25 protein-coding genes and 1 riboswitch are annotated in these 26,248 nt (G+C 72.4%); of the genes, 14 read left to right on the top strand and 11 right to left on the bottom strand.

The window, feature by feature from the left end; translation table 11 throughout:
* Nucleotides 1–38: 38 nt before the first annotated feature.
* Nucleotides 39–983 carry a glucosyl-3-phosphoglycerate synthase gene (locus tag ABZZ79_RS11990; protein WP_356688782.1) on the bottom strand — a complete coding sequence of 315 codons (945 nt, stop codon included), beginning with the start codon at nucleotides 981–983 and terminating at the stop codon, nucleotides 39–41.
* 162 nt (nucleotides 984–1,145) lie between these two features.
* Nucleotides 1,146–1,293, top strand: a riboswitch (SAM riboswitch).
* 18 nt (nucleotides 1,294–1,311) lie between these two features.
* On the opposite strand from ABZZ79_RS11990, the gene thrC reads away from it, so the two are divergent.
* The 5 genes from thrC to ABZZ79_RS11965 all read left to right on the top strand — a co-directional run bounded on the left by thrC (nucleotide 1,312) and on the right by ABZZ79_RS11965 (nucleotide 6,924).
* Nucleotides 1,312–2,595: a threonine synthase gene (gene thrC, locus ABZZ79_RS11985; RefSeq protein ID WP_356688781.1), complete on the top strand. Its 1,284-nt coding sequence runs from the start codon at nucleotides 1,312–1,314 to the stop codon at nucleotides 2,593–2,595.
* Nucleotides 2,592–2,867, top strand: coding sequence for a MoaD/ThiS family protein (locus tag ABZZ79_RS11980; RefSeq protein WP_356688780.1), 276 nt, complete (start codon nucleotides 2,592–2,594; stop codon nucleotides 2,865–2,867). The genes thrC and ABZZ79_RS11980 overlap by 4 nt, the downstream gene beginning before the upstream one ends.
* Before the next feature lie 449 nt (nucleotides 2,868–3,316).
* Nucleotides 3,317–3,520 (top strand): cold-shock protein, encoded by a 204-nt coding sequence (locus ABZZ79_RS11975; RefSeq protein WP_004986573.1) that lies wholly within the window; start codon nucleotides 3,317–3,319, stop codon nucleotides 3,518–3,520.
* Nucleotides 3,521–3,894: 374 nt separating this feature from the next.
* Complete coding sequence (gene groL / locus ABZZ79_RS11970) at nucleotides 3,895–5,517, top strand: chaperonin GroEL (RefSeq protein WP_356688779.1); 1,623 nt, start codon at nucleotides 3,895–3,897, stop codon at nucleotides 5,515–5,517.
* 273 nt (nucleotides 5,518–5,790) lie between these two features.
* Nucleotides 5,791–6,924, top strand: a complete 1,134-nt coding sequence (locus ABZZ79_RS11965; RefSeq protein WP_356688778.1) for an NADH:flavin oxidoreductase — start codon at nucleotides 5,791–5,793, stop codon at nucleotides 6,922–6,924.
* Between the two features lie 9 nt (nucleotides 6,925–6,933).
* Here the strand turns inward: ABZZ79_RS11965 and ABZZ79_RS11960 are convergent, their stop codons facing one another.
* Nucleotides 6,934–7,500 (bottom strand): hypothetical protein, encoded by a 567-nt coding sequence (locus ABZZ79_RS11960; protein ID WP_356688777.1) that lies wholly within the window; start codon nucleotides 7,498–7,500, stop codon nucleotides 6,934–6,936.
* 123 nt (nucleotides 7,501–7,623) lie between these two features.
* Between ABZZ79_RS11960 and ABZZ79_RS11955 the strand changes: the two genes are divergently transcribed.
* Nucleotides 7,624–8,268 carry a dihydrofolate reductase family protein gene (locus ABZZ79_RS11955; protein ID WP_356688776.1) on the top strand — a complete coding sequence of 215 codons (645 nt, stop codon included), beginning with the start codon at nucleotides 7,624–7,626 and terminating at the stop codon, nucleotides 8,266–8,268.
* Nucleotides 8,269–8,277: 9 nt separating this feature from the next.
* On the opposite strand, the gene ABZZ79_RS11950 is transcribed toward ABZZ79_RS11955, so the two are convergent.
* From ABZZ79_RS11950 to ABZZ79_RS11940, 3 genes are all read right to left on the bottom strand, one after another.
* On the bottom strand, nucleotides 8,278–9,741 hold the full coding sequence (locus ABZZ79_RS11950; protein WP_356688775.1) for a PTS transporter subunit EIIC: 1,464 nt from the start codon (nucleotides 9,739–9,741) through the stop codon (nucleotides 8,278–8,280).
* A gap of 15 nt (nucleotides 9,742–9,756) precedes the next feature.
* Nucleotides 9,757–10,683: an N-acetylmuramic acid 6-phosphate etherase gene (gene murQ, locus ABZZ79_RS11945; protein WP_356688774.1), complete on the bottom strand. Its 927-nt coding sequence runs from the start codon at nucleotides 10,681–10,683 to the stop codon at nucleotides 9,757–9,759.
* 160 nt (nucleotides 10,684–10,843) lie between these two features.
* Nucleotides 10,844–11,767, bottom strand: coding sequence for a MurR/RpiR family transcriptional regulator (locus ABZZ79_RS11940; protein WP_356688773.1), 924 nt, complete (start codon nucleotides 11,765–11,767; stop codon nucleotides 10,844–10,846).
* A 54-nt stretch (nucleotides 11,768–11,821) separates the two neighbouring features.
* Here ABZZ79_RS11940 and ABZZ79_RS11935 point away from each other — a divergent pair, with 54 nt between their 5' ends.
* Nucleotides 11,822–12,202: a hypothetical protein gene (locus ABZZ79_RS11935; protein ID WP_356688772.1), complete on the top strand. Its 381-nt coding sequence runs from the start codon at nucleotides 11,822–11,824 to the stop codon at nucleotides 12,200–12,202.
* Nucleotides 12,199–12,465, top strand: coding sequence for a DUF4031 domain-containing protein (locus ABZZ79_RS11930; protein ID WP_356688771.1), 267 nt, complete (start codon nucleotides 12,199–12,201; stop codon nucleotides 12,463–12,465). Before ABZZ79_RS11935 ends, ABZZ79_RS11930 begins: the two co-directional genes overlap by 4 nt.
* Before the next feature lie 225 nt (nucleotides 12,466–12,690).
* Here the strand turns inward: ABZZ79_RS11930 and ABZZ79_RS11925 are convergent, their stop codons facing one another.
* Entirely contained in the window at nucleotides 12,691–13,785 is a 1,095-nt protein-coding gene (locus tag ABZZ79_RS11925) for a GNAT family N-acetyltransferase (protein ID WP_356688770.1), read from the bottom strand.
* A 26-nt stretch (nucleotides 13,786–13,811) separates the two neighbouring features.
* Entirely contained in the window at nucleotides 13,812–14,456 is a 645-nt protein-coding gene (locus ABZZ79_RS11920) for a hypothetical protein (RefSeq protein ID WP_356688769.1), read from the bottom strand.
* A gap of 48 nt (nucleotides 14,457–14,504) precedes the next feature.
* Between ABZZ79_RS11920 and ABZZ79_RS11915 the strand changes: the two genes are divergently transcribed.
* Nucleotides 14,505–15,176 carry a maleylpyruvate isomerase family mycothiol-dependent enzyme gene (locus ABZZ79_RS11915; protein ID WP_356688768.1) on the top strand — a complete coding sequence of 224 codons (672 nt, stop codon included), beginning with the start codon at nucleotides 14,505–14,507 and terminating at the stop codon, nucleotides 15,174–15,176.
* 92 nt (nucleotides 15,177–15,268) lie between these two features.
* Nucleotides 15,269–15,961: a copper homeostasis protein CutC gene (locus ABZZ79_RS11910; RefSeq protein WP_356688767.1), complete on the top strand. Its 693-nt coding sequence runs from the start codon at nucleotides 15,269–15,271 to the stop codon at nucleotides 15,959–15,961.
* A 276-nt stretch (nucleotides 15,962–16,237) separates the two neighbouring features.
* Here the strand turns inward: ABZZ79_RS11910 and ABZZ79_RS11905 are convergent, their stop codons facing one another.
* Complete coding sequence (locus ABZZ79_RS11905; protein ID WP_356688926.1) at nucleotides 16,238–18,202, bottom strand: UvrD-helicase domain-containing protein; 1,965 nt, start codon at nucleotides 18,200–18,202, stop codon at nucleotides 16,238–16,240.
* Nucleotides 18,203–18,940: 738 nt separating this feature from the next.
* Here ABZZ79_RS11905 and ABZZ79_RS11900 point away from each other — a divergent pair.
* Nucleotides 18,941–19,126, top strand: coding sequence for a hypothetical protein (locus ABZZ79_RS11900; RefSeq protein ID WP_356688766.1), 186 nt, complete (start codon nucleotides 18,941–18,943; stop codon nucleotides 19,124–19,126).
* Between the two features lie 35 nt (nucleotides 19,127–19,161).
* On the opposite strand, the gene ABZZ79_RS11895 is transcribed toward ABZZ79_RS11900, so the two are convergent.
* The gene (locus ABZZ79_RS11895) at nucleotides 19,162–20,805 is read right to left on the bottom strand and encodes a DNA repair helicase XPB (protein ID WP_356688765.1); all 1,644 of its coding nucleotides are present in this window, start codon (nucleotides 20,803–20,805) and stop codon (nucleotides 19,162–19,164) included.
* A 113-nt stretch (nucleotides 20,806–20,918) separates the two neighbouring features.
* Entirely contained in the window at nucleotides 20,919–23,438 is a 2,520-nt protein-coding gene (locus ABZZ79_RS11890; RefSeq protein ID WP_356688764.1) for a helicase C-terminal domain-containing protein, read from the bottom strand.
* 359 nt (nucleotides 23,439–23,797) lie between these two features.
* Between ABZZ79_RS11890 and ABZZ79_RS11885 the strand changes: the two genes are divergently transcribed.
* Nucleotides 23,798–24,733, top strand: coding sequence for a hypothetical protein (locus tag ABZZ79_RS11885; protein ID WP_356688763.1), 936 nt, complete (start codon nucleotides 23,798–23,800; stop codon nucleotides 24,731–24,733).
* A gap of 67 nt (nucleotides 24,734–24,800) precedes the next feature.
* Nucleotides 24,801–25,436 (top strand): haloacid dehalogenase-like hydrolase, encoded by a 636-nt coding sequence (locus tag ABZZ79_RS11880; protein ID WP_356688762.1) that lies wholly within the window; start codon nucleotides 24,801–24,803, stop codon nucleotides 25,434–25,436.
* Nucleotides 25,437–25,454: 18 nt separating this feature from the next.
* Here ABZZ79_RS11880 and ABZZ79_RS11875 read toward each other — a convergent pair whose 3' ends face one another.
* The gene (locus tag ABZZ79_RS11875) at nucleotides 25,455–25,709 is read right to left on the bottom strand and encodes a hypothetical protein (protein ID WP_356688761.1); all 255 of its coding nucleotides are present in this window, start codon (nucleotides 25,707–25,709) and stop codon (nucleotides 25,455–25,457) included.
* Nucleotides 25,710–25,863: 154 nt separating this feature from the next.
* On the opposite strand from ABZZ79_RS11875, the gene ABZZ79_RS11870 reads away from it, so the two are divergent.
* Complete coding sequence (locus ABZZ79_RS11870) at nucleotides 25,864–26,247, top strand: cold-shock protein (RefSeq protein WP_356688760.1); 384 nt, start codon at nucleotides 25,864–25,866, stop codon at nucleotides 26,245–26,247.
* Nucleotide 26,248 lies beyond the last annotated feature (1 nt).

The following is a 26,248-nucleotide window of genomic DNA, read 5'->3' as shown; positions in this document are numbered from 1 at the left end:
AACGTACGGTTCGGCTGTATACGGACATTGTCCTGCGTTTACGCCACCTTCCGGGCCGCGTATTCCGCGATCTCCACCATCGGCGGACGTTCCTCCGTGTCGACCGAGAACGTACGGGCCTCGAAGCCGCTCTCGCCCCGCTCGAACTGGGTCAGCGCCGGGCGGATCAGATGCCCCCGGGCCAGGCGCAGCTGGGCGGTGCGGTAGATCGCCGCAGCCATTCGGCCGAGTGCCTGGCCGTCCTGGTGGCGGTGCTTGCGCACCCCTATGTCGACCTGGGCGAGGGCGTCGAGACCCACCAGGTGCAGGGAGTCGATGAGCATGCCGATCTCCACGCCGTAGCCGACGGGGAAGGGGAGCTGTTCGAGGAGGCTGCGGCGGGCCGCGTACTCCCCGCCCAGCGGCTGGACGAAGCCGGCCAGCTGCGGCCAGTGCATGTTCAGCAGGGGGCGGGCCATCAGCTCCGTCACCCGGCCGCCCTGGCCCGCCGCGCCGGCCAGCGGGCGGTCGTACATGCCCTTGACCAGGTCCACGCCGGGATCGGTGAGCAGCGGGCCGACGATGCCCGAGACGAAGTCGGAGGAGAAGTTCCTGAGGTCGGAGTCGATGAAGCAGACGACGTCCCCGGTGGTGACCAGCAGGGAGCGCCAGAGGACCTCGCCCTTGCCGGGGGCGGCGGGTATGCGGGGCAGGATCGTGTCGCGGTGGACGACGGTGGCGCCCGCCGCGGCGGCCACCTGCGAGGTACGGTCGGTGGAACCGGAGTCGATGACGACCAGTTCGTCGACCAGGGGGACCTGCTGCATGAGGTCGTGGCGGATGATCGCGACGATGTCGCCGACCGTCTCCTCCTCGTTGAGCGCGGGCAGGACGACGGAGACCGTCTGGCCGGTGCTCCGTTTGGCGGCCAGGATCTTGTGGAGCGGGCGATCGGCTACGGACCAGGAGCGGGTGGTCAGCCAGCGCTCGACTTCTTCCAGCACAGCCTGCGGCTCCTCTGCGTTCTGTCGGCGAGAGGGGTAGTTTGTGATCCATCTCGCGGTTCGGACGGCTATCTCAACTGTCCTGGCCTTCGGTTACAGTCTTGAACAACGCTGATGACCATCGCATGTCGGGGGTCGTCCACGCGGACAACAACCACATACAGCTCATCCAGAGGGGCAGAGGGATACGGCCCGATGAAGCCCCGGCAACCCTCCAGTCGGTACTCCTGACATTCGTGCAGCGAGGCTCCCGGCTAGGGAAGGTGCCAAATCCGTCTCACGGCGAGATGCGTCGTGAGGAAGATGAGGAGAAAGGGCCTCGCCTCACATGGCTGTGCAGACTGCTGCAAGCAGCACCGATTCCGTCGTCGACCTCGGCCCCGCCGCAGCCCTGAGCTGCCGCGAGTGCGGCCACCGGGTCCCGCTCGGCCCCGTCTTCGCCTGCGAGGAGTGTTTCGGGCCGCTGGAGATCGCCTACGACTTCTCCTCGTACGACGCCGAGGAGCTGCGCAAGCGGATCGAGAGCGGTCCCGCGAACATCTGGCGCTACGCACCGCTCCTGCCGGTCCCGGCCGACGTCGCCGAGAAGCCGAATCTCAACCCCGGCTGGACCGAGCTGGTCAAGGCCGACAACCTGGCGCGTGAGCTGGGCGTGACCGGTGGGCTGTTCGTCAAGGACGACTCCGGCAACCCCACGCACTCCTTCAAGGACCGTGTCGTCGCGCAGGCCCTGGAGGCCGCCCGCGCCTTCGGGTTCACCACGCTGTCGTGCTCCTCCACCGGCAACCTCGCCGGCGCCGTGGGTGCCGCGGCCGCCCGCGCGGGCCTCAGGTCCTGTGTGTTCATCCCGCACGACCTGGAGCAGGGCAAGGTCGTCATGGCCGCGGTCTACGGCGGCGAGCTCGTCGGCATCGAGGGCAACTACGACGACGTCAACCGCTTCTGCTCCGAGCTCATCGGCGACCCGGCCGGCGAGGGCTGGGGCTTTGTGAACGTCAACCTGCGGCCGTACTACGCGGAGGGCTCCAAGACCCTCGCGTACGAGATCTGCGAGCAGCTGGGGTGGCGGCTGCCCGACCAGATCGTCGTGCCGATCGCGTCCGGCTCGCAGCTCACCAAGATCGACAAGGGGCTCCAGGAGCTCGTCAAGCTCGGGCTCGTCGAGGACCGGCCGTACAAGATCTTCGGTGCCCAGGCCGAGGGCTGCTCGCCGGTGTCCACCGCCTTCAAGGCCGGGCACGACGTGGTGCGGCCGCAGAAGCCGGACACCATCGCCAAGTCGCTGGCCATCGGCAACCCGGCCGACGGGCCGTACGTCCTCGACATCGCGCGCCGGACCGGCGGTTCGGTGGAGGATGTGAACGACGAGCAGATCGTGGACGCGATCAAGCTGCTCGCCCGGACCGAGGGCATCTTCGCCGAGACGGCCGGCGGTGTGACCGTCGGCGTGACGAAGAAGCTGATCGACAGCGGTGTTCTCGACCCCTCGCTGACCACCGTCGTCCTCAACACCGGTGACGGTCTGAAGACCCTCGACGCGGTGGCCGGCACCGGCCTGACCGCCACCATCCGCCCCAACCTGGACTCCTTCCGAGAGGCTGGCCTCGCATGAGCGTGACCGTCCGCATCCCCACCATCCTGCGCACCTACACCGGCGGTCGGGCCGAGGTCGCGGCCGAGGGCAAGACCCTCGCCGAGGTCATCGCCGACCTGGAGAAGAACCACACGGGCATCGCCGCCCGCGTCCTGGACGATCAGGGCAAGCTGCGCCGGTTCGTGAACGTGTACGTCAACGACGACGACGTGCGCTTCGAGCAGGGTCTGGAGACCGCGACCCCGGACGGGGCCGGCGTGTCCATCATTCCGGCGGTCGCCGGCGGCTGACCCCGCCCGTAATTACCGTCGGTAACGGCGGTAACCGAGAGTTCATCGAATTGCCCCCTCCGTGAGAGAAGCGGAGGGGGCAATTCTGCATGGTTGAGCACGGTAGAGTTGGGGAAGCCGCCACTCCCGCATGCCGGGCGCATATGAGTTTCGCCAGGCGTTCCGTCGGAGAACCGATGAGAAGTAGCCAAAGTGTGTGGCGCTTTTGCGACCTTCATCCCCTTTGTGTGGCCCGACTTGCCCGGAATTCAGGTGAATTCTCGGTAAACTCCCGACCGGTCGCGTCCTGAATTCTCGTCCGATTGACCTGTTGCAGACGGCAGTTGGACAGATACATTCGGCCGCGGTCGACGCGTTCCGGCGCACACCCCCAGTCAATGGGGGGTGAGGTCTGACCCGGGTCCGCGAAGTGTGGATCTGTGCAAGGGCCAGTAATAGGGGAGTTAGGCATGGCTCAGGGCACCGTCAAGTGGTTCAACGCGGAGAAGGGGTACGGCTTCATCGCGGTCGACGGTGGTGCGGACGTCTTCGTCCACTACAGCGCGATTCAGATGGACGGCTACCGCACCCTGGAAGAGGGCCAGCGGGTCGAGTTCGAGATCTCGCAGGGTCAGAAGGGCCCGCAGGCCGACATGGTTCGCGTCACCGCCTGAACGTTCTTTCTTTTGCGAAGGGCCCGCACCTGCCAGGGTGCGGGCCCTTCGTTTCGCGTGCGCGGGTCCGCCGGCCGCGCCGACGTCGAGCGAGTCGACGCCGTGGCCCTTCGTTCGCGTGCGCGGGTCCGCCCCGGCTCGTGTTCGCGGGGGGCTGAGCGCCACCCCCGATCCCCTGGAGCCGCTTGCACTCGGCAGGGGCGAGTGCTAATCATTGGCGTTAGCACTCTGAAGGTGAGAGTGACAACGAAGGACCGGGTCGGTGAGGCCCGCAGGCCGGGTGGGGCAAGGAACCACGAGGCCCGCGAGCCGTCCGTCGCGGGCGCGGGCGCGGTCCGAAGGAATCACCCCCAGTCCTGGAGGGACCACTTCACATGGCCAAGATCATCGCGTTCGACGAGGAGGCGCGGCGCGGCCTCGAGCGCGGCATGAACCAGCTCGCGGACGCCGTCAAGGTGACGCTCGGCCCCAAGGGCCGCAACGTCGTCCTCGAGAAGAAGTGGGGCGCCCCCACGATCACCAACGATGGTGTCTCCATCGCCAAGGAGATCGAGCTCGAGGACCCGTACGAGAAGATCGGCGCCGAGCTGGTCAAGGAAGTCGCCAAGAAGACGGACGACGTCGCCGGCGACGGTACGACCACCGCCACCGTCCTCGCCCAGGCCCTGGTCCGCGAGGGCCTGCGCAACGTGGCCGCCGGTGCCAACCCGATGGCCCTCAAGCGCGGTATCGAGAAGGCCGTCGAGGCCGTCTCCGGTGCCCTGCTCGACCAGGCCAAGGAGGTCGAGACCAAGGAGCAGATCGCCTCCACCGCCTCCATCTCCGCCGCCGACACCCAGATCGGCGAGCTCATCGCCGAGGCCATGGACAAGGTCGGCAAGGAAGGCGTCATCACCGTCGAGGAGTCGCAGACCTTCGGTCTGGAGCTTGAGCTCACCGAGGGCATGCGCTTCGACAAGGGCTACATCTCGGCGTACTTCGCGACCGACATGGAGCGCATGGAGGCGGTGCTCGAGGACCCGTACATCCTCATCGCCAACTCCAAGATCTCCTCGGTCAAGGACCTGCTCCCGCTCCTGGAGAAGGTCATGCAGTCCGGCAAGCCGCTGCTGATCATCGCCGAGGACGTCGAGGGCGAGGCCCTGTCGACCCTGGTCGTCAACAAGATCCGCGGCACCTTCCGCTCCGTGGCCGTCAAGGCCCCGGGCTTCGGTGACCGCCGCAAGGCCATGCTCGGCGACATCGCCATCCTCACGGGCGGCGAGGTCATCTCCGAGGAGGTCGGCCTCAAGCTGGAGAACGCGAGCCTGGACCTCCTGGGCCGCGCCCGCAAGGTCGTCATCACCAAGGACGAGACCACCATCGTCGACGGCGCCGGCTCCTCGGAGCAGGTGGGCGGCCGCGTGAACCAGATCCGCGCCGAGATCGAGAACAGCGACTCCGACTACGACCGCGAGAAGCTCCAGGAGCGCCTGGCCAAGCTCGCCGGCGGCGTCGCGGTCATCAAGGCCGGTGCCGCCACCGAGGTGGAGCTCAAGGAGCGCAAGCACCGCATCGAGGACGCCGTGCGCAACGCCAAGGCGGCCGTCGAGGAGGGCATCGTCGCCGGTGGCGGCGTGGCCCTGCTCCAGGCCTCCGGTGTCTTCGAGAAGCTGGACCTCGAGGGCGACGAGGCCACCGGTGCCGCCGCTGTGAAGCTGGCCCTGGAGGCCCCGCTGAAGCAGATCGCCGTCAACGCCGGCCTCGAGGGCGGCGTCGTGGTGGAGAAGGTCCGCAACCTCACCCCGGGCCACGGCCTGAACGCCGCGACCGGTGAGTACGTCGACCTGGTCGCCGAGGGCATCATCGACCCGGCGAAGGTGACCCGTTCCGCGCTGCAGAACGCCGCCTCCATCGCCGCGCTGTTCCTCACCACCGAGGCCGTCATCGCCGACAAGCCGGAGAAGGCCGCCGCGCCTGCCGGTGGCGGCATGCCGGGCGGTGACATGGACTTCTGATCGACCTGAGTCGATCGACCGTCCTACGGACCGAGGGCGGCACTCCCCGAGAGGGGGGTGCCGCCCTCGGGCGTTCCCCGGCGGACTCCCGGGCGCACCCCGGCGCGGGAGCTCCCGGCGAACGGGTGCGGGGGCGTCGTCGGGCGTGTCGGGGGTCACAGCCGGGCGGGGCTGGGAATGCGCGGACCGGCGTGAGAACTTGTTTAAGGCAGTGCAAAAATGCATGCGCACATACCAACTGGTTAGCCGAGTACGTCCCCGAGGAGCCCCCGCATGACCGCCACCGTCACCGAGTCCGCCGCCTCGCGCGCGGCCGAGATCCTCTCCCGGCCCGTCTCGATCAACGGCCTGACCGTCCCCAACCGCATCGCCATGGCGCCGATGACCCGCATGTTCTCGCCCGGCGGTGTGCCCGGCGCGGACGTGGCCTCGTACTACGGCCGCCGGGCCGCCGCCGGGGTCGGCCTGATCGTCACCGAGGGGACGTACGTCGGCCACGACTCGGCGGGGCAGAGCAGCCGGGTGCCGTGGTTCCACGGGGAGGAGCAGCTGGCCGGGTGGGCGAAGGTCGCCGAGGCCGTGCACGCGGCGGGCGGCCGGATCGTGCCGCAGCTGTGGCACATCGGCATGGTGCGCCGGCAGGGGCAGCCGCCGTTCGCGGACGCCCCGGCCGTCGGCCCCTCCGGGCTGCGCATCGGTGCCACCGAGGCCACCGGCAAGGCGATGACCCAGAGCGACCTGGACGATGTCGTCGCCGCGTTCGCCGAGGCGGCCGCCGCCGCCGAGCGCATCGGCTTCGACGGCGTCGAGCTGCACGGCGCCCACGGCTACCTCATCGACCAGTTCCTGTGGGCCGGCACCAACCGCCGTACCGACGCCTACGGCGGTGACGCGGTGGCCCGTACGAAGTTCGGGGCGGAGATCGTGGCGGCGGTCCGGGCGGCCGTGTCGCCGGACTTCCCGGTCGTCTTCCGCTACTCGCAGTGGAAGCAGGACGCGTACGACGCGCGGCTCGCCGAGACCCCCGAGGAGCTGGAGGCCGTCCTCACCCCGCTCGCGGCGGCCGGTGTCGACGCCTTCCACGCCTCCACACGCCGCTACTGGGAGCCCGAGTTCGAGGGCTCCGACCTCAACCTGGCCGGCTGGACCAAGAAGCTCACCGGCAAGCAGGCCATCACCGTCGGCTCGGTCGGCCTCGACGGCGACTTCATCCGGGCCTTCGCGGGCGAGGGCGCCCCGGTCGGCAGCCTCGACAACCTGCTGGACCGGATGGAGCGCGACGAGTTCGACCTGGTCGCGGTCGGCCGGGCGATCCTCCAGGACCCCCAGTGGGCGGCCAAGGTGCTGGCCGGCCGCTTCGAGGAACTGCTGCCCTACGACGGGGCGGCGGTGCAGACCCTGAGCTGAGCGCTTCGCTCAGAGGTTGCCCAGCGGCTCGATGTCCACGCGGACCGGGGTGCCCCACACCCGCAGCACCTCGTAGTCGGTGAACTCGTGCACCAGCCGGTAGGCCATCGCGGGCCGCGAGCCGCGCCGCTGGGCGGCGAGGTAGAGCTCCGCCTCCCGGCGGTCCCGCCGAGGAGTCCCGCACAGCTGCCACTCCTGGCCGTTCCACAGCTCCGGCAGCCACCGCTGCTGGGGCTGCGGACGGTCGCCGCGCACCCCGTAGCGCGAGGGCGCGCTCTCCGTGGCCCGGGGCGCCGCCGGCCCGTTGATCTCCGCCCGCCGGGCCGCCCTGCGCCGCGTCTCGCACAGCAGGCACAGGTCGGGCGCCGCCGCGTCGACGGGCCCGTTCGGATGCTCGGCGCAGCGCGTGTTCGGGGCCGCCGTGGACATGCTGTCGTCCAGCAGATCCAGGGCCCGCCGCAGATCCGCCCGTACCTCCCGCAGCTTGCTGTCGGCTGTCTCGGTGTTCAGCGTCTCCCCGTGCTCCCCGAGCAGACGCAGGGCACGGCCGAGAGCGGTGAGCTGGGCGTGGTTCATGGTGTCCCAGGGTAGGCGCACTCGCCCGGAGCACCGCGGCGTCGCCGATCGGCCCCTGGGCGTGCGATGAGTTCTGCCGGGCCGGGAAGTCCATCCTCTGTCGACCCAGCCAGGAGGAGTGCCGTGAGTCAGCTGCTGAGAGTCCAGAACTTCTGTGTGTCGAGCGACGGCTTCGGTGCCGGGGAGGGCCAGAGTCTGGAGCGGCCGTTCGGTCACGCCGACCCCACCGTGCTGTTCTCCTGGGCGGGGGCCACCGCGAGCTGGCCCCGCCGCACCGATCCCGGCGGCAGCCGGGGGCTCGACGACTACTTCACCCGCGACTTCGCGCGCAACATCGGGGCCGAGATCATGGGCCGCAACAAGTTCGGGCCCCAGCGCGGGCCCTGGCAGGACCACGCGTGGCAGGGCTGGTGGGGCGACGAGCCCCCGTTCCGCACGCCGGTCTTCGTGCTGACCCACCACCCCCGCCCCTCGTTCACGCTCGCCGACACCACGTTCCACTTCGTCGACGCCGACCCGGTGACGGTCCTCGCCCAGGCCCGCGAGGCCGCGCAGGGCAAGGACGTGCGTCTCGGGGGCGGTGCCACGACCATCCGCGAGTTCCTCGACGCCGACCTCGTCGACACCCTGCATGTCGTCGTCTCCCCGGTGAAGATCGGCTCCGGGGTACGGCTGTGGAACTCCCCGGACGAACTGCGCGACCGCTTCCATCTCGACGTGGTGCCCAGCCCGAGCGGGGTCACGCATCACGTGTTCTGGCGGAAGTGACGGAGCCGTTCAGCCGGCCGGCGCGTCCGCCCGGCCGGCCTCGGCCCGCTCCGTCCGGGTGCCGTCCGTCTCCTCGTCCAGGCCGCCGAGGCCGAAGGCGCAGGTCGCCGCGAAGCCGACGGCGTAGCCCGTCGCCAGGCCGCCCGCGTAGATCGCGCTCGTCATCAACAGGCTCTGGCTGCCGGCCAGCAGTGGGAACAGGGCCCAGCCCGACGGGCCGATCGCGGTCGCGCCGACCTGGTGGCCGAGCATCGCGAAGAAGCCGATGAAGGCGCCGCCGGCCGCGCCGCCGGCGCAGGCGGTGAGGAAGGGGCGGCCCAGGGGGAGGGAGACGCCGTAGATCAGCGGCTCACCTACGCCGAGCAGCCCGGCGGGCAGGGCCGACCTGATCGTCGTACGCAGGGAGGTGTCGTGGCGGCGGCGGACGTAGACCGCCGTCGCCGCGCCCACCTGGCCCGCGCCCGCCATGGCCAGGACGGGGAGCAGGACCGTGTAGCCCTGCTGTTCGATGAGCGTGGTGTGGATGGGGATGAGGGCCTGGTGCAGGCCCAGCATCACCAGCGGCAGGAACAGGCCGCCGAGCAGCAGGCCCGCCAGGACTCCGGTCGTGGACAGCAGCCAGTTCGCGGCCGTGCCGATGGCCGTGGAGATCTCGCCGGCCACGTACATCAGGCCGTACAGCGTGGCCAGTCCCGCGAGCAGCACGGTCACGGCGGGGGTGAGCAGCACGTCCAGCGTCGGCGGGATGTGGCGGTGGCACCACTTCTCGACGTACGTGCCCAGCAGGGCCGCCGCCAGGGCGCCCAGGACACCGCCCTGGCCGGGGGAGAGGACCAGACCGAAGGCCGTCACCTTGGCCACACCCGGGTACACGACCACCGCCGCCACCGCGCCGCCGAGCACGGGTGTGCCGCCGAACTCCTTGGCCGTGTTGTGGCCCACGAACACCGCGATCAGGGCCATGAACCCCGACGCGATCGCCGCGAGGGCCGGGGTGAGGCCGGGGAGCAGGCCGGCGTTGACCAGCAGGCCGCCCACGCCCGCGATGATGCCGCAGCCGATCAGGGCCGGGATCAGCGGGACGAAGATGTCGGCCACGCGGCGCAGGGCCAGCTTCAGCGGGGTGGCGTTGCGGCGGCGCCGCTCCTCCTTCAACGCCGCGCCGCGGGCGGCCAGCCGGGCGGCCGTGCCGTCCCCGGCCGCGAGCAGCTCCTCGAACGCCGTCGTCACCCGGCCGACCACGCCCGGACCCAGCACGACCTGGTACGTGTCGTCGGACACGACACCCAGGACGGCCGGGAGCGCGCGCAACCGCCCCTCGTCGACCAGCGAGGGGTCGGCGAGACCCAGGCGCAGGCGGGTCATGCAGTGGGCGACGGAGGTGACGTTGGCGGGGCCGCCGACCAGGGGGAGGAGGGCGGCGGCCGTGGCGTGCGGGGAGTCCGCGCGGGGTTCGTCCGGGCTGGGGCGCATTCCCCGAGCGTGCGGTCACTTCGCCGCGGCTGCCAGCGCGGCGCGCAGATGGCCGCCGGACTCCTCCAGAAGGCGGGCGGCACTCGGGCCGTCCACCCCGGCCAGGATGGTGAGGATCGCGTTCTTGACCTCGCCGTCGGTCGCCGCGAGCGCCGACTCGATCTCCTCGTCCGCCGCGCCGGTCGCCAGCGCCACGATGCGGCGGGAGCGGGCGCGCAGCTTGTCGTTGGAGGCGCGGACGTCGACCATCAGGTTCCCGTACGTCTTGCCCAGCCGGATCATCGTGATCGTCGAGATCATGTTGAGGACGAGCTTCTGCGCGGTGCCGGCCTTCAGCCGGGTGGAGCCGGTGACCAGCTCCGGGCCGGTGACGATCTCGATGCCGTGCTCGGCTGCGGCCCCGAGCGGGCTGCCGTCGTTGCAGGACAGGCCGACGGTCAGGGCGCCCAGGGCCCGCGCGTGTTCCACCGCGCCCACGGCGTACGGGGTGCGTCCGGAGGCGGAGACGCCGATCACCGTGTCCCCGGGGGTCAGCCCGAGCGCGTCCAGGTCCGCGCGCGCGAGGTCCTTGGAGTCCTCCGCGCCCTCCGCCGAGGTCACCATCGCCCGTGGGCCGCCCGCGATCAGGCCGACGACCTGGCCGGGGGCCGTGTTGAAGGTGGGCGGGCACTCGGAGGCGTCCAGGACGCCGAGGCGGCCGGCGGTTCCGGCGCCGGCGTAGATCAGCCGGCCGCCGTTCGCCATCCGGCGGCTGACGGCGTCGACGGCGGCGGCGATCTCCGTCAGGCGGGCGGCCACGGCGGTGGGTACGGCCGTGTCGCCGGTGTTCATCAGGCGGGCGATGTCGAGGGTGGTGAGCTGGTCGATCTCGGCGAGGTCCGGCCGGAAGGCTTCTGTCGCGAGGGTGTCGAGGGTGGTGCGGAGGTCTCGGGGGGTGGTCATGGCGTGCGGCTCTCTTCGATGTTCGATCAGACCGTAGGGCTGCTACGTCGTGGGCGGGTGCCGATCGTCGTGCTCGGCTGCTCGCGCTCACGCGGCGGGGCCGCATATCGATGCGGCCCCGCGCCCCTTCGGGGCGTTGCCCCCGGGGGCGTTTCTCGGGTCAGCGGCGGTGGCGGTGGGCCAGGGCCTCGTAGGACGCCGCCAGGGCCGGGGCGGCTGTCTCGTAGGTGCGCTGGGCCACGCCCACGAACAGGCAGTCCACCACCAGCAGTTGGCTCGTACGGGAGGACATGGCGGCCGGGCGCAGTTCGGTCTCGCGGGACGTGGAGGTGGTCAGGACGTGGTCGGCGTACTGCGTCACCGGGGAGTCCGGGCGGCCGGTGATTGCGACCGTGGTGGCGCCGTGCTCGAAGGCGACCCGCAGCGGCTCGATGACATCGCCCGTCGAGCCGGAGTGGGTGATGGCTATCGCCACGTCCTTCGCCTGCAGTTGCACGGCGTTGGTCACGGCCAGGTGCGGATCGCTGTGGGCGTGGGCTATGAGGCCTATGCGCAGCAGCTTCTGGGTGAGGTCCTGGGCGACCAGGCCGGAGGCGCCGATGCCGTAGACGTCGATGCGGCGGGCGGCCGCGGCCGCGGCGACCGCGGCGCCGAGCTGGACCGTGTCGAGGGCGGCCGCGGTGTCGGCGAGGGTCTGCTGTTCCTCGTAGGCGAGTTTGGCCACGACCTCGGAGAGCGGGTCGTCGACCGCGATGTCGGTGGTGATGGAGGGGGCGCGCCCGGACTGCTGCTGGGCGGCGAGACCGGCCAGGGCGAGGCGCAGATCGCGGTAGCCCGGGTAGCCGAGGAGGCGGGCGGTGCGCACCACGGTCGCCTCGCTGGTGCCGGTCAGTTCGGCGAGGCCGGTGACCGTGAGGGCGGCGCAGCCGGCCGGATCGCTCGCCACGGCCTCGGCGACGCGCTGCATGGAGCGGGTCATCGAGGGGGCGAGGGTGCGCACCTTGGCGGCGAGGGCGGCCGGGGCGGGCGGGGGTTCGGGGCCCACGTCGGCGGCAGCGAAAGTTTCCTTCACATTCCGGGTCACCCATGAAAGATATTTTCGGCTCTGTCCCCGGTCAAGAGTGCGCACAATGGGAGCATGGAAACCATTGGTCCGCAGGAACGGGCCCTGCACGCGGCACGCGCCCTCGTGCTGGCCGATCTCGTCGCGGGCCGGGTGGCCGAGGCCGACGTGGTCTCGCTCGTCGAGGAGTCCGTCGCCCGGCGGCGCTGGTGGGTCGAGCAGTGGCCGGAGGGCGCCGCCTACGTGGCCGGGCTGATCGCGCAGGACGTGCAGGACGCACTGCTGGAGCGGTACGGGCGCTGGCCGTTGTGCCCGGTGTGCGGCTCCGGTGACCCGCACGCGCTCGACGTGGAGCCCGAACTGGGTCCCGATCCGCACTGGGTGTGCCACAAGGCGGGCGTGCGGGTGGCCGCCGTGGGCTCGCTGGGGGCCGCGGGCGGGCCGTCGCCCTCGTGACCCTCTACATCGACCCGCCCCAGTGGCCGGGGCACGGTCGTCTGTGGTCCCACCTGGTCAGCGACGTCTCGTACGAGGAACTGCACCTCTTCGCCGACCGGTTGGGCGTGCCGCGCCGGGCCTTCGAGCGTGATCACTACGACATCCCCGCGCACCGCTACTCCGACGTGGTGCGGGCCGGAGCCGTGGAGGTCAGCAGCCGTGAGGTGGTGCGCCTGCTGCACGGCGCCGGGCTGCGCCGGCGCAAGAGACGGATTCCCTGACGCCGGTCGTCCGTGGGCGTGGAGGCGCGGAGGCGTGAAGGCGTGAAGGCGTAAAGGTGCGAAGGCGTGAAGGCGTGAAGGCGTGAAGGCGTGAAGGCGTAAAGGCGTAAAGGTGCGAAGGCGCGGAGGCGCGGAGGCGCGGAGGCGCGGAGGCGTGAAGGCGTGAAGGCGTGAATGTGCGGAGGCGTGTGCGGTGAGCGCGGCACGGGGGCGCGGTGGGCGGCCTCAGCCGCGGCGCTCGTACGCCAGCATCTCCCCCTGCTCACCGGCCTCGCTGACCAGTGTGAACCCGCTGCGGCCGACCACGGCCTGGGACGGCAGATTGTCCCGCTCGATCGTCGCGAACACCGAGGTGACGTCCTCGCGTGCCAGGGCCCACTCCGCCAGGGCGCGCAGCGCCTGCGTGGCGTGGCCCCGGCCGCGGGCGGACTCGGCCAGGTCGTAGCCGACCTCCACGCGGCCGTCCCCGTCCGGTGACCCGTGGAAGCCCATGCCGCCGATCGCGCGGCCGTCCTCCCGGCGAACCAGGACGTACACCCCGAACTCCGGTCGGTGCACCCCGGCCTCGTAAGCCTTGACCATCATCCCGGAGGCGGCCCGGGTGCCGTCGAAGGGGCCGTCCTCGACCCAGTCGAAGCCGCCGTCGCCGCCCGCCTGGAGGTCGGCCGCGGCGGCCGGGGTGACGCCTTCGAGGGTGAGGTGCTCGGTGGGCAGGACCAGATTGTTGGACCAGCGCCAGTCGGTGACCCGGGCACGGCCGGGCAGTTCGCCGCGGCCCGTGGCCCACAGCAGGGTCGGCCAGGGGGCGGGGCCGGGCTGGACGGCGGGGAAGATCGTGGTGAGGACGTACTCGGCGAGCTCGGCTGGAGCCTCGTAGGGCACACCGAAGCCCTGGGCGATGTCATGGGTGTGCAGCAGCGCCTCGGCGATGCCCATCGCGGCGAAGCCGTCGCGGTTCGCGCTGCGGAAGGGGTACGGATGGAAGGCGCGCACCTCGCGCGGCGTGGTGCGCAGGGTCGCGGCGAACAGCGCGCCCATCGTCGTGACCACGTGGATCAGGCCCGCGTTGTCCGCGCGGTAGAGGCCGTCCTCGGCGCCGTCGACGGTGATGTCGAAGGGCACGTACGACGACTGGGCGCGGCCGGCCAGATTGCTCGCGTAGCCGATGAAGTCGCTCGCGATGTGCGTGGCCGTGAACCGGCAACTCCACTCCAGGCCACCGGCCTTGGTGTTCTCCCAGTCCTCGCCGACCACCGTCCGCAGCAACGCCGCGCAGCTCTCGGCAGCCTGTTCCACTCGTTCCGCACCCATGAATCGCATGCGGGCAGGCTAGGCGGCGGGCGACCTCAGGTCGACAGCATTTCGAGCTCGCCGCGCAGGTTGTAGCGGGCGGTCGCCTCCCAGTGCCGCTCGCCGTAGGGGGTGTGGAACAGCCGTGGCAGACCGAGGAGTTGGCGCAGAATGTCCGAACGGCCCGCGCGGAAGGCGTCGTTCGGCACGAAGTGGTACTCCTCGCGCACGGCCGCCGTGTAGGCGGCGTACACCGACGGCGGCCCGGCCAGCACCGCGAGGTCCGCGTCGCACAGCACCTGCCCGTCGAAGTCGTCCTCGCCCGGGTCGTGGGTGACGGTCAGCCGCACCAGCCGGGCGACCTCCGCCGTCTTCTCCTCCGGCACCCCGGCCTCCGGCAGCGCCCGCTCGGCGAGCCGGGCGGACCGCTCCTCGTTCTCGGACCGGTCGGGCAGATAGACGGCGTCGTGGAACCACGCGGCCAGCCGGACGACGTCCGCGTCCGCCGCGTATCTCTCCAGCGTGTCAACGTGGTCGAGGACCGAGGTCAGATGCGCCAGCGTGTGGTAGTGCCGCTGCGGCTCCTGCCAGCGGGTCAGCAGATTGTCGGCGTACGGCGTCGGGTCGGGGCCCTCCTCCGAGCCGCGGGCGTCTTCCAGAGCACGGGCGAAACGGGCGCGCAGAACGTCGAGATCGGCCATGCGGCCATTCTCCCGCGTGTTCGAACGGGCCCGGCCTAGCGTGGCCGCATGAGTGATGTGACGAAGGACGAACGCGACCCCGAACTGCCCGGACTGCTGCTCACCGTCGAGCGGGACGCGCTGATCCCGCTGTTGCGGACGCTGCCGGAGGAGGACTTCGCGCGCCCCGCGCCCGCCTGTCCGGGGTGGACCGTACGGGATCTGCTGGCGCACTCCTCGTCCGCGCTGACGCGGGTGGTGGAGAGCCGCTTCGAGAAGGACTCGTTCTCGCCGGCGGCGAACGACCGTGACATCGCCGAGCGCGCGGGGTGGAGCGACCAGCAGGTCGTCGACGAGCTGGAGCGCGGGATGACGGAGGCGGGCGCGGTGATCGCGCGGGCCGGCGGGGTGCTGGACGCGGTCGGGCTCGGGGAGTGGGTGCACGCGGGTGATGTGCGCGACGCCCTCGGCAGGCCGGGAGCCTACGCGGGCGAGGGTCTGCCGCACGCCCTCGCGCTGCTGGCCGGGGTGACCCGGCACAAGGCGCACGTGCCGCTGATCGCCGACCTGGACGAGGCCGACGAGCCGCTGCTGCTGGGCGAGCCGAGCGGGGAACGGCCGCCCGCCCGCTACATCGGCGACGCGCCCACCCTCGTCCGGCTGTACGCGGGGCGGCCGCTCGGCGCGGCGACGTACGAACTGGCCGGGGTGGAGGCGGCCGAACTCAACATCTTCGACTGAGGTGCGATCTCGCGGGGCGGTGCCTTTCCGACGTACCCTTAGATTGGACTAGACCTGTAGTCGTTCCAGGGAACACCGACGGAAGGGGTCGTATGAGTACGCGTGCAGTCCTGGAGGTGATCGCCCTCGACGCCGAGGACGCGGTCGCCGCTCAGGCCGGAGGCGCGGACCGGCTGGAGCTGGTCACCGACATGGCGGCCGACGGGCTCACCCCGCGGCCCGGGACCGTCGCCGCGATCCGTGCCGCCGTCGACATTCCGCTGCGCGTGATGCTGCGGAATGTCGACGGGTTCGCCGCGGGGGAGGTCGACCGGCTGGTCGACGCCGCGCGGGAGATGAGGGGGGCCGGGGCACGGGAGTTCGTCCTCGGCTTCCTCGACGCGCACGGCGGGGTCGACGTGTACGCCGTGGAGCGGGTCGTCGCCGAGCTGTCCGGCTGCGCGTGGACCTTCCACCGGGCGATCGACGGGGCCGCAGACCGGGACGCCCTGCGCAAGCAGCTCGACGGGCTGCCGGGCCTCGACACGTATCTCACCGCGGGGGCGGCGGGCGGGGTGGACGACGGTCTGCCCACGTTGTTCGCCGAGGCCGCGCGTCGGGGTGAGCCGGGCTACCAGCAGCAGATCCTCGTGGGGGGCGGGTTGCGGCTGGAGCATGTGCCGCGGCTGCTGGAGGCGGGGATCGACGCGTTCCACATCGGCGGGGCGGCTCGCCCTGAGGGCTGGGCCGGGCCGGTGTCCGCCGCTGCGGTCGCCGAGTGGCGGAGGGCGCTGGACGGGGTGTGAACGGGCCCGTCGGCTCGCGCGAGGGATCGGCCGCGGGGCGAGGGGCCGCGTGCTCGAACTCCGCGCTGACCGCGTCCAGGCCGACCGCGCCGCCCCTTTGTGGGGGGTGACCGTCCGATCGCGGGCCGCGGGCCGCGGGTCCGTCGTGGTCGCTCGCGCAGTTCCCCGCCGCCCCTCGGGGCGGCGGGGACCCGGGGGCGCGGGGAACTGCGCGACCGGCAACGCACCACCCGCACCCCGCCGACGGCGGTCACCGCCCCCGAACGGACCCGGACCTCAGCCCAGCGCCGCTGGCAAGGGCGCCGCGTGGGTCACGATCAGGCCGGACACCGCCCGGGTGAGGGCCACGTACAGCCGCCGCAACCCCGTCCGCTCGTCCGGCTCGCCGTCCACCACCGCCTGGGGCTCGTCCAGGACCACGTAGTCGTACTCCAGACCCTTCGCCAGGGACGCCGGCACCAGCGTGAGGCGCGTGTCGGGAGTCGTCTCCTCACCGGGGTCGAGGTGACCGATCCCGGCCTCGCCCAGCGCCTCGGCCAGCGCGGCGACCCGCGCGTCCGCGGCGATCAGGCCGATCGACCCCTCCTGGCGGAGCGAGTCCCGCACGGCGGCGATCACCTCCGCGTCCCCGCCGACCGCGCGCACCTCGAAGGAGCCCGGGTTCTCCCGGACGGAGGCGACGGGCGTCAGACCGGGCGCGATGTGCTCAAGGAGCCGGGAGGCGTAGGTGATGACATCCGTCGGCACCCGGAAACCGGCGGTCAGTTCCTCGACCACCGCGTCGGACTTGCCGAGATGGTCCAGGGCTTCCGCCCAGCTCCGGGTCGCCCAGGGCGTCGTGCCCTGGGCGAGGTCGCCCAGCACGGTGGCGGAGCCGGTCGTGCAGCGGCGGCCCACCGCGCGGTACTGCATCGGCGACAGATCCTGCGCCTCGTCCAGCACGACATGCCCGAGCGAGGAGGTGCGGTCCACCAGGTCGGCGGTCTCGTCGATCAGCACCGCGTCGGCCGCGGACCACTTCGCCGACTTCACCGAGCGGACCGGCTTCGCCCACAGGATCGTCTTCCGCTCCTCCTCGGTGAGCACCCCCTCGGCGTGCTCCGCGAGGAAGTCGGCGTCCGTCAGCAGACGCAGCACCAGCCTGGCCGGGTCCACGGCGGGCCAGACCGCCTTCACGGCCGCCTTGACCGCGCTGTCGCGGGCCACCGCGTCCTGCACCCGGTCGTCCGGGGCCTCGCCGGACCGTTCCATCTGCACCAGCACCGCGTGCGCGATCCGCTGCGGCAGGGCCTCGCGCGCGGCGCCGTAGCGCAGGCCGCGGTCCAGCAACTCGCGGACGATGTCCTCCAGTTCGTAGGCCGCGACGCGCCAGCGCCGGGAGCCGCGTACCACGACGACGGGCTCGGTGGGCATCGTGACCTGCCCGTACACCGCCCGGCGCAGCACCTGCGCCATCCTCGCGTCGCCCTTGACGACCGCGGCGGCCGCGTCGTCCGCGCCCCGCACCTCCACGTGCGCCACCAGGTCGTCGACGGTGGCCTGACGGACGGTCAGCTCGCCCAGGGCGGGGAGCACTTGCTCGATGTAGTGGAGGAAGGACTTGTTCGGTCCGATGACGAGCGTGCCGGTGCGGGCCAGCCGCTCGCGGTGGGCGTAGAGCAGGTAGGCGACCCGGTGCAGACCGACCGCGGTCTTCCCGGTGCCGGGGCCGCCCTGGACGCAGACCGTGCCGCCGAGGCCGGAGCGGACGATCTCGTCCTGCTCGGGCTGGATCGTCGCCACGATGTCCCGCATGGGGCCGACGCGCGGGCGTTCGATCTCCTGCTGGAGCAGCTTGCTGGTCCGGGCCGTCTCGGCCGGGTCGGACAGATGCTCGTCCTCGTACGCCGTGAGGTCGCCGCCGGTGTAGCCGAACCTGCGGCGCAGCCCGACGTCCATCGGGTCCTTCTTGGAGGCGCGGTAGAACGGCTGCGACACCGGGGCACGCCAGTCGATCACCATCGGGTCGCCGCCGGCGTCATGGACGTGCCGCCGCCCGATGTAGAAGCGCTCGCCCTCCGCGCCCTCGGCCTGGTCCGCGCCCGGGGCGTGCAGGTAGTCGAGGCGGCCGAAGAACAGCGGGGTGTCGCTGAGGTCGGCCAGCGCCTTGATGCGCTCCTCGATCTGGCGGGCCAGGACCTCGGCGTTGACCCAGTTCGCGGTCACGTCGCTGATGTCCAGGGACTCCACGTCCTCGCGCATCGCGCGCAGGGCTGCCCGGGAGGCGGACAGGTGGGAGCGCTCTCGGGTGAGGGGGTCGACGGTGGGCGTGGACAAGGGGGTGCCTCCGGGTGACCTGCTGGGCTGCTGGCTGCGGGGTGCCGCCCGGTTTCCGTCCGGGCGGCCGCGCTCCGTGGGGAGGCGGGCAAGAGCGGAGAGTTTAGGTGGGGCGGGGGTGTGTGTGCCAGTCGTTTTTCGCGGGGTTGGGCGGGGCGTCGGCGGGGGCCGGCGGGGTCCGGGCCGAGTCCGCTCGGGGGTGGTGACCGTTCGTATCGGGCCGCGCGTGCGTAGTGGTGGTTCGCGCAGTTCCCCGCGCCCCTGACGTTGGGCTGCGGGTGCGTCGTGCGCGGTCGTGCGGTTCCTCGCGCCCCTGATGTCGGGGTGCGCGTGCGTCGAGGTCGTTCGCGCAGGTGGCCTTGCCCCCCGATCTCGGGTGTGGGTGGGTTGTGGTGGGGCTCGCGTGGGTTTCGGGTTTCTGTGAGGGGTCTCGGTGGCGTGTTTTTCAGGGGCGCGGGGAACTGCGCGACCGGCCACGGGCGACCTGTGCCCCGCAGACGGGACGTCACCACCCCGAACCGGTCGGGCCGGGCCCGCGCCCCCTAGGGGGCGGCCGGCCCTCCCCGGGGGGGACCGGGTCCGTCCCCGGGTGTACCCGGGCCTCCGCACGATTCCCTCTCAGGACCGATGCGCGCTTTATGTCGGAAATCGCACCATGGATGTATGAGTGCAGCGACCGTCCACCCCGCCCCCGTCATCCCATCCGGAGCGACCGCCGTCCAGACCGTCACCCACCACCAGCACCGCCTCGGCGACACCCTGCACGCGATACGCGTCTTCGTGGGCGCCGCCGTGGACGTGGTCCTGCTGGGGGAGTACGGCGAGGAAGCCGGAGTCCGCAGGCGTTAGGGCCCGCCGACCAGCTCCGAACCCCCCGACCAGCCCTAGTTCTCCGCGAGCAGCTCGTCCGCGTCCATGATCCGGTACGCGTACCCCTGCTCGGCCAGGAAGCGCTGCCGGTGTGCGGCGAAGTCCTGGTCGATCGTGTCGCGGGCGACGACGGAGTAGAAGTGCGCCTGATGGCCGTCCGCCTTGGGCCGCAGCACCCGGCCGAGGCGCTGGGCCTCCTCCTGGCGCGACCCGAAGGTGCCCGACACCTGGATGGCGACCGTGGCCTCCGGCAGGTCGATGGAGAAGTTCGCCACCTTCGACACCACCAGCACGCTGATCTCGCCCTCCCGGAACGCGTCGAAGAGCTTCTCGCGCTGCGCGTTGGAAGTCTCGCCCTTGATCACAGGCGCGTTCAGATGCTCGCCCAGTTCGTCGAGCTGATCGATGTACTGCCCGATGACCAGGATCTGCTGCCCGGCGAACCGGCGCACGATCGCCTCGGTCACCTTCCGCTTGGTCGCGGTGGTCGCGCAGAACCGGTACTTCTCCTCCGTCTCCGCGGTCGCGTAGGCCAGCCGCTCGGAGTCGGTCAGGTTCACCCGCACCTCGACACAGTCGGCGGGCGCGATGTACCCCTGCGCCTCGATCTCCTTCCAGGGCGCGTCGAACCGCTTGGGCCCGATCAGCGAGAACACGTCCGACTCGCGGCCGTCCTCGCGCACCAGGGTCGCGGTGAGGCCGAGGCGGCGCCGGGCCTGGAGATCGGCGGTGAACTTGAACACCGGCGCGGGCAGCAGATGCACCTCGTCGTAGAGGATCAGCCCCCAGTCCCGGGAGTCGAACAGCTCCAGGTGCGGGTAGACGCCCTTCCGCCGGGTGGTGAGCACCTGGTAGGTGGCGATGGTGACCGGGCGGATCTCCTTGCGCGTGCCGCTGTACTCGCCGATCTCGTCCTCGGTCAGCGAGGTCCGCTTCACCAGCTCGTGCTTCCACTGCCGGGCCGAGACGGTGTTGGTGACCAGGATCAGGGTCGTCGACTTGGCCTCGGCCATGGCCCCGGCCCCGACCAGCGTCTTCCCGGCGCCGCAGGGCAGGACGACGACACCGCTGCCGCCGTGCCAGAAATTCTCCACGGCCTGCTTCTGGTACGGCCGCAGCGCCCAGCCGTTCTCGTCCAGGTCGATAGGGTGCGCCTCACCGTCCACGTAACCGGCGAGGTCCTCGGCCGGCCAGCCCAGCTTCAGCAGCGTCTGCTTGATCTGCCCGCGCTCGGAGGGGTGCACGGCGACGGTGTCGGGATCGATCCGGGCGCCGACCAGCGGGGCGATGCGCTTGGAGCGCAGCACCTCCTCCAGCACGGGCCGGTCGGTGCTGGTGAGCACCAGCCCGTGCGCGGGGTGCTTGAGCAGGCTGAGCCGTCCGTAGCGGTCCATCGTCTCGGTGATGTCCACGAGCAGCGCGTGCGGCACGGGGTAGCGGCTGTACTGCACCAGCGCGTCCACGACCTGCTCGGCGTCGTGCCCGGCGGCGCGCGCGTTCCACAGGCCCAGCGGGGTGACCCGGTAGGTGTGGATGTGCTCGGGCGCCCGCTCCAGCTCCGCGAACGGCGCGATGACCCGGCGGCAGTCGTCCGCCTGCTCGTGGTCGACTTCCAGAAGCAGAGTCTTGTCCGACTGGACGATCAGCGGTCCGTTCACGTGTGCGTCCATCCCTTCCACGCGGGCCAAACCTCCAGTGTGCCGCACGCCCCGCCGAAGTGGGCCGGTCGTGGGCGAGCCGCCCCGTCGGTCGCCCTCCGGTCCCGGCCGGCTCAGTCGTCCGCGAGCTCGGCGACTCCCGTGATCCGGTGCAGCGGATAGGTGCGGACCTCGTCGGCGGTGTGGTCGTACGCCGTGACGAAGCCGCCCTCGACACGGACCGGGGCGATGACGCGCTGGCTGGCGGTGCCCTCGGCGTTGACGTAGCCGATCCACAGGGACTGGCCGGTCAGGACGGCGGCCTGCATGGTGGCGAGGGTCTCGGCGGAGGAGGTGCGGGGCAGCTCACCGGCCGCGAGCGGGGCGCTGTCGACCGGCTTGCGCGGGGCCGTGGAGGCCAGGTCGCCCGCCCGGATGGCACGGATCGCCGCCGTCAGCAGCGTGGCGTCCGGGGTCGGGGGCCCCTCCGGCACCGGCTCGGGGGCGGTGCGCGGCGGGGTGCGGTGGGCGTGGGCGCGGGTGATCACCACATCGCCCTCCGCCGACTCGGCCGCCGGTGCGAACCCCATCGCGCGCAGCCCCTCCAGCAGGCTCGCCGGGTCGGCCAGAGCGGCCAGCACGGTCGGCGCGAGGCGGCGCAGCCGCAGTCCGGCCGCCCGCTTGTCGGCGAGGATCTCGTTCAGCACGCCGTCGTCGTCGCAGCGGACGTACGCCGAGGCCGCGCCCACCCGCAGATGGCCGTGCCGGCGGGCCACGTCGTCGATCAGATAGGCGAGCGGCTGCGGCACGGGCGTACGGGAGTGCGCGGCGAGGAAGGCGTGCAGGTCGGAGGCGGTACGCCCGGCGTCCAGGGCGCGCCGGACCGAGCCGGGCGTGAAGCGGAAGACGGTCGCGCCGCCCTTGGACTCCACGTCGGCGAGCACGCCCAGCATGTCGGCCAGCGGCCGCTGAAGCGGGCCGGGCGCCACCGCCGTCAGGTCGGCCTGGAGCAGCACGTGGTCCAGCGGCTCGGGCAGCAGCGGCGCGAGCAGCCGGGCGGCGGCCGCGGAGGCGACGGCCTGTTCGGCGGGGGAGAGGGGTTCGGCGAGGGCGGTCCGGTGATGGACGGGCAGCTTGTCGCCGGGGCCCTTCGGGGCCCGCCGCTCCACCGCGGCCGGCAGCGCCAGCAGCGCCCGGCCCTGCGCGGACAGCGCGCCCCGCCCGGTCACGCCCAGCTGTTCCGCCTCGTCCAGGGTCCAGCGGGCGAGCCGGGTGCGCAGGTCGTCCTCACCGCGCTGCCCTCCCCGCAGGGGCCGCTCCCAGTGCAGGCGGGCCAGCACCGACCCGGCGTCCGGGGCCGCGCCCTGCGGCAGCCCGGCCAGCAGGCTCAGCACCCGGTGCCGCACCTCGGGGGCCGCGGAACGGTCCAGCCCCGGGCCCAGCGCCGACAACGGGCGGTCCTTGGCGTCCCGGCCGCCGACCACGCCCGAGGCGCGGGTCGCCGTCAGCCAGGTCTCGGCGAGGTGCGCCCAGCGCTCGGCGGCGGGGCGCTCCAGCCATTCGTCGTAGCCGGGGGTGGCCGCGTACCGCTCGTCGGCCTCGCCGTCGGAGGCGATCAGGCCCGCCGCGTAGGCCAGTTCCACCCAGAACGCGGCGACCGGCTCGGACACGTCCAGCGCGACGGCGGTCCGCTTCAGGTCGCGCACGCTCAGCCCGCCGGCCCGCATCACCGCGGGGCCGCCCTCGTCCCAGTCCTTCAGCAGCTCCTCGACCGTCGCCAGCGCGGTGAACGCCTGCCCGGCCGCGGTCGCGTCCACCAACTTCGGCGCGTGCGTGGCCGCCGCGACGACCGTGGGCGGTGCCGGCTCCGCCGCGCGGTGGGCGCGTCCGCCGCGCAGTGCGAGCGCGACCTCGCGGGGCAGCACGACCGTGCCCGGGGAGATCGGCAGCAGCAGCCCGCGGTCCAGCAGCCAGCGCAGCCGGGCCGCCGGATCGGCGGTGACCTGCCCGTAAGGCGGCCCCCACACGAGCCGCTCCAGCACCTCGACGGAGTCCCGCGGCGCCCCGCCGAGCAGGGCCGCGAGCCGCTCACGGTCCTGGAACAGTCCGCTCAGCGCGTCGGCGGCGGACACGGGGTCGTGCGTGGTGGGCAGCCCGGCGGTGGTCACGATCTCCTGGATCCGCCCCGGCGACATGCCGGCCGTCGCCTCCCGCACGCTCGGGCCGAGACCCGTCGGGGACGGGTGCTGCGGGGAGGGCGCGAGCAGCTCGCGGGCCGTGCGCACCAGCCGCAGCCGGTCGTCGCCGCCCCACACCAGGGCCTGCTCGCGCAGCGTGCCGAGAGCCTGCGGCAGCGCGGCCGCGACCAGCGGGTCGCCGTCGTCGCCCGCCATCAGCCCCAGCAGTTCGCCGTACGACGCCGGGTCCCCGGCCACGGCCAGTGCCTCCGCCGTCTGCAGCGAGAACCGGTCCAGCCGCTCCACCGCCCTGACGACGGACGCGCGCGTGCCGGCCCTGGTCGCCAGCTGCGTCAGATCGGTGGGGACGGGCGTGATGAGGTCGGGGCGGCTGCGCAACAGCGCCGCCAGCGAGGTGTCGTCCCTGCCGCGAAGCGCCTCCGCGAGGGACCGTGGAGCCGTGGCCTCGGTGCTCATCTGACCCACGTTAGCGGGTGAGTACGACAGCGAGGTGCGGCTCGATGACGGGCCGAGGGCCGCGGGGCGGCGCGGACGGGTCTCGGCTCACCCCCCGCGGACCGGCGCTCGTGGTCGCGACGGACTTCGGGCGCACCCGCCGGGCCTACGTACGCACTACCTCGGCTACGTACGAGGAGTCGCGCTGGTACGGAGCCCCGGTGGGGTGCGGGGCCGAGCCGGTGTGCGGCTCCGCCGCGTGGGCGCGGCCGGCCGCCCACCACCCGCGCCCCGGCACGGACATGAGCCACCCGGCACGGTCCGCGCGGTACCTTCGTCCCCGACGGGGTTACCAACACTGCCGCCCCGGAGGGGACTTCGTGGGGATCGAGAGCGACCAGGTCGTCTACGAGTATCTGAGCCGGGTCGGGGACGTGGCTCACCAGAGGCAGCTGCCCTCGGCCGAGCGCATGCGCCTCGTGTCGGCGCTGCGCGACGAGATCGACCGGCGGCGGGCGAAGTCGGTCGTGGACTCCCCGGCCGCGGTCCGCCGCATCCTGGACCGCATCGGCACCCCCGACGAGGTCGTCGACGCGGCGGGCGGCACCCGCGCGGGCGGCGGGCAGACGCCCCGGGCGGTACCGGCGCAGCGCGACGGCGAGGGGCAGACGCGCGGGGCCGTTCCCCGGCCGCGCTCCGGGGGCGCCCTGCCGCCCCATCTCGCGGGCGCGGACGAACTGGGCGGCAGCGCCGTCCAGCCCGACTGGTGGCGGGTGGAGAGCAGCCCCTTCGGCACCGGGGACGAGGTGCCCGGTTTCGTCGGCGGCGTGATCGTCCCCGAGCTGCTCAAGCGGCCCCCCAAGGACGCCGGGGACAAGGCGGAGCCGGAGGCCGAGGACGAGCCGGGGGAGGACACGCGGGAGGAGGCCGAGGAGGCCGGGGCTTCTGCCCGGCGGCGGCTGAAGGTGCCCGCCGTGCGGGAGTGGAACAACCCCCTGCTGCTGTGCGCGGCCGCGCTGCTCGTGGCCGGCGCGGTGCTCGGCAGCCTGCTGCCCCTGGCCCTGGGCTGGCTGATCGCCTGGGCCTCGAAGCGGCTGACCAGGGCGGAGGTCAAGGGCGCGGTGATCGTCGTGCCGAGCCTCGCCGTCGCGGCGGGCATGCTGTGGCTGTGGGGGCGCGACACCGGCCGCTGGGGCGAGCCGATCGTCGACGGCGGGATGCGGGACGCCCTGTCCGGCACCTGGCCCTGGGTGCTGCGCGGCGCGGCCGTCACCTCGGCCCTGTTCCTGGTGTGGCGCTCGCAGCGCCGCAAGTGAGACGGGGCGTGTCCGGGCCCTGGGCACCGGCGGCCCGGGCCGCACGGCCCTCGGCACAATGACCCGTATGGCCTACCCCATCGCATCCGCGCTCACCGTCGGCTTCGACCTCGACATGACCCTGATCGACTCCCGTCCGGGCATCCACGCCTGCTACACGGCCCTGGCCGAGCGGACCGGGACTTACATCGACGCGGACCTGGCGGTCACCCGGCTGGGGCCGCCGCTCGTGGACGAGCTGGCGAACTGGTTCCCGGCGGAGCACGTGGCGGAGATGGCGGACCTGTACCGGGCGATGTACCCGGCGCACGCGATCACCGGCACGGACGCGCTGCCCGGCGCGCGCGAGGCCATCGACGCCGTACGGCAGGCCGGCGGCAGCTCGGTCGTGGTGACGGCGAAGTACGAGCCCAACGCCCGGCTGCACCTCGACCACCTGGGCATCGAGCCCGACGCGCTGGTCGGCGATCTGTGGGCCGAACAGAAGGCGCGCGCGTTGCGCGAGCACGGCGCACAGGTGTACGTCGGGGACCACGAGGGCGACGTGCGCGGCGCACGCGCGGCCGGCGCGCTGTCGGTGACGGTGGCGACGGGACCCTTCGCCGCGGCGGAGCTGCGCGCGGCGGGCGCGGACGTCGTGCTCGGCGACCTGACGGAGTTCCCGGCCTGGCTGACGGGCCATCTGCAGACGTCAGGAGTCTGAGAGCACGCCTGGTCCGGGTCAGCCCGAGGCGTCCGCCCGCGCCCTGCGACGCCCCTCGGCGACCGAACGCAGCACCCCGGCACCGGCGACGAGGAATCCGACGCCCATGAGCATGCTCAGTCCGAACATGTAGGTCGGAAATGGTGTCGTCCCCAGCAGGAACGGGGCCACCGTGACGAGAGTGGCCACGGCACCGATGAAGAACACGACTGCACCGGCACGGATCAGTCCGTCACCGGGCGCGGCGGAATTCGTTTGGGTTTTGTCACGCACTCGACCAGGGTAGTTCCCTGCCCGAAGGAACAACCGGGCGACGTCTTGTCAGTCGCTCCGGGACCATTAGCCTTGGTACCGGCGGGTCAGGGACGACCCGCCTCACGGCGTTATAAGCAGCAGTTTTCCGACGAGTACGAGGACGAGGACAGACGTGCCTACCGGCAAGGTCAAGTGGTTCAACAGCGAGAAGGGCTTCGGCTTTCTCTCCCGCGACGACGGCGGTGACGTCTTCGTCCATTCCTCGGTTCTCCCCGCCGGCGTCGAGACGCTCAAGCCGGGACAGCGCGTGGAGTTCGGAGTGGTGGCCGGTCAGCGCGGCGACCAGGCCCTGTCGGTGACGCTCCTGGAGCCCACCCCGTCGGTCGCGGCCGCCCAGCGCAAGAAGCCCGACGAGCTGGCCTCCATCGTCCAGGACCTGACGACCCTCCTGGAGAACGTGACCCAGACCCTGGAGCGCGGCCGCTACCCCGACAAGGTCGCCGGCAAGCAGGTCGCGGGTCTGCTGCGCGCGGTCGCCGACCAGCTCGACGTCTGAC

Source organism: Streptomyces sp. NPDC006458 (assembly GCF_040612135.1).
Lineage (GTDB): Bacteria > Actinomycetota > Actinomycetes > Streptomycetales > Streptomycetaceae > Streptomyces.
Note: the sequence above shows the minus strand (reverse complement) of the source record. Positions and strands in the feature narration are given on the sequence as shown.

Bases quoted from the DNA above. Each gene is read 5' to 3' on its own strand.
- thrC (WP_356688781.1), top strand. From the start codon at position 1,312: ATGGCTGTGCAGACTGCTGCAAGCAGCACCGATTCCGTCGTCGACCTC.
- ABZZ79_RS11980 (WP_356688780.1), top strand. From the start codon at position 2,592: ATGAGCGTGACCGTCCGCATCCCCACCATCCTGCGCACCTACACCGGC.
- ABZZ79_RS11975 (WP_004986573.1), top strand. From the start codon at position 3,317: ATGGCTCAGGGCACCGTCAAGTGGTTCAACGCGGAGAAGGGGTACGGC.
- groL (WP_356688779.1), top strand. From the start codon at position 3,895: ATGGCCAAGATCATCGCGTTCGACGAGGAGGCGCGGCGCGGCCTCGAG.
- ABZZ79_RS11965 (WP_356688778.1), top strand. From the start codon at position 5,791: ATGACCGCCACCGTCACCGAGTCCGCCGCCTCGCGCGCGGCCGAGATC.
- ABZZ79_RS11960 (WP_356688777.1), bottom strand. From the start codon at position 7,500: ATGAACCACGCCCAGCTCACCGCTCTCGGCCGTGCCCTGCGTCTGCTC.
- ABZZ79_RS11950 (WP_356688775.1), bottom strand. From the start codon at position 9,741: ATGCGCCCCAGCCCGGACGAACCCCGCGCGGACTCCCCGCACGCCACG.
- murQ (WP_356688774.1), bottom strand. From the start codon at position 10,683: ATGACCACCCCCCGAGACCTCCGCACCACCCTCGACACCCTCGCGACA.
- ABZZ79_RS11935 (WP_356688772.1), top strand. From the start codon at position 11,822: ATGGAAACCATTGGTCCGCAGGAACGGGCCCTGCACGCGGCACGCGCC.
- ABZZ79_RS11925 (WP_356688770.1), bottom strand. From the start codon at position 13,785: ATGCGATTCATGGGTGCGGAACGAGTGGAACAGGCTGCCGAGAGCTGC.
- ABZZ79_RS11920 (WP_356688769.1), bottom strand. From the start codon at position 14,456: ATGGCCGATCTCGACGTTCTGCGCGCCCGTTTCGCCCGTGCTCTGGAA.
- ABZZ79_RS11915 (WP_356688768.1), top strand. From the start codon at position 14,505: ATGAGTGATGTGACGAAGGACGAACGCGACCCCGAACTGCCCGGACTG.
- ABZZ79_RS11910 (WP_356688767.1), top strand. From the start codon at position 15,269: ATGAGTACGCGTGCAGTCCTGGAGGTGATCGCCCTCGACGCCGAGGAC.
- ABZZ79_RS11905 (WP_356688926.1), bottom strand. From the start codon at position 18,202: ATGCGCGAGGACGTGGAGTCCCTGGACATCAGCGACGTGACCGCGAAC.
- ABZZ79_RS11900 (WP_356688766.1), top strand. From the start codon at position 18,941: ATGAGTGCAGCGACCGTCCACCCCGCCCCCGTCATCCCATCCGGAGCG.
- ABZZ79_RS11890 (WP_356688764.1), bottom strand. From the start codon at position 23,438: ATGAGCACCGAGGCCACGGCTCCACGGTCCCTCGCGGAGGCGCTTCGC.
- ABZZ79_RS11880 (WP_356688762.1), top strand. From the start codon at position 24,801: ATGGCCTACCCCATCGCATCCGCGCTCACCGTCGGCTTCGACCTCGAC.